This is a genomic window from Paracoccus aeridis (assembly GCF_004923205.2).
GTDB classification, from domain to species: domain Bacteria; phylum Pseudomonadota; class Alphaproteobacteria; order Rhodobacterales; family Rhodobacteraceae; genus Paracoccus; species Paracoccus aeridis.
This window is the reverse complement of the sequence record NZ_SELD02000057.1, coordinates 1-1,134: the sequence shown is the minus strand read 5'-3', so window position 1 is coordinate 1,134 and position 1,134 is coordinate 1. Positions and strand designations below refer to the sequence as shown.

Here is a 1,134-nt window from a genome sequence, read left to right as displayed (position 1 = left end):
GCCACCCCAGGCACGCCCTGTCAACTATGTCGTGACTTCGGACACCACATCCTCCGCCAATGTCAACCCCCGGCGCTTGCCGGGGGTTTCTTGTCGCCAGGCGGCACCCTAGAGCCCCAGGGCGAGGAAGGGAAACGTGCAGATCTTGTCTTCGGTGGTGTAGCTCATCCCAGTCGCGGTGATAACGGCTGCAAAGGATGGGGGCGTGCCGGCATCGATTTGGTCGAGTGCCTTTCGCAGGCGGCGGACCCCCTCATCGACCTGGCCGTAGCCAAGCTTGACTTCGACGGCACCCCAGCGGGCGTCGTCAAGCACGATGACAGCATCAATCTCATACCCGTTAGAGTCGCGGTAGTGGTACACGCGACCCCCGAGGGCTTCCGCCATGACCGAAAGGTCGTGAACCACGGCCGACTCGAACAAATTGCCAAGCGTTTCAGGATCGCGGCGCAGGCTCTCAGCTGTCGCTCCGAGAGCGGCTGCAGCCAGGGATGCGTCGGCGAGGTGGTATTTCCTACTGGTCCGCAGTCGCGCCTTTGAGCGCAACCGGGGAGCCCACGCAGGGACCGATTCGATGACGAATATCCTTTCCAAGGTATCGACGAGCATCGCGACCGATTCAACACTTATCGACGGCGCCACCGCCGTGAGGTCCTTGCGAATGGTGGCCTGGGTTACCTCTGAGGCGGTCACGCGCGCGAGGGATGCCAGGAGCTGGTCGAGGACAATCGGATCGTGCCGGAAGTCGTGGAGACGGTAGACGTCCGTGCGCGCCGTCTCAGAAAGGTAAGCACGAAGTGGACCTCGCGATTGTTCGGGCGAAAGCGAAATGTGAGCGGGAAACCCGGAGGTTAAGAGTGCCTCGAGGTTGTCATCAAGGCTGAACTGGGTTGGATCGGTCGGAACATCTGCCCCGCTAAAGAGCTCATTGAGCGCGACGCGCGGCTGCGATTTCCCCTTCTCCGCCCACGTGAGGGTGCGCTGCCGAATGCGGAGAAAACGAGCGGCACCGCTGTGCCGCGTAATGTCATCGCTCGGAATGGCAGAGCCTGTGAGGATGTAGTTGCCGAAGCCCTCCGCTCGGTCCACGATAGTGCCCCGTGGCGTGGTGGAATTCGGATCGGCATCTGGTCA

General features: G+C 62.0%; 1 protein-coding gene. It reads right to left on the bottom strand.

Annotated elements, in window-relative coordinates:
* Positions 1–108 precede the first annotated feature (108 nt).
* Positions 109–1,089: an ATP-binding protein gene (locus ELI80_RS16710; RefSeq protein ID WP_201740654.1), complete on the bottom strand. Its 981-nt coding sequence runs from the start codon at positions 1,087–1,089 to the stop codon at positions 109–111.
* Between the last annotated feature and the right edge of the window lie 45 nt (positions 1,090–1,134).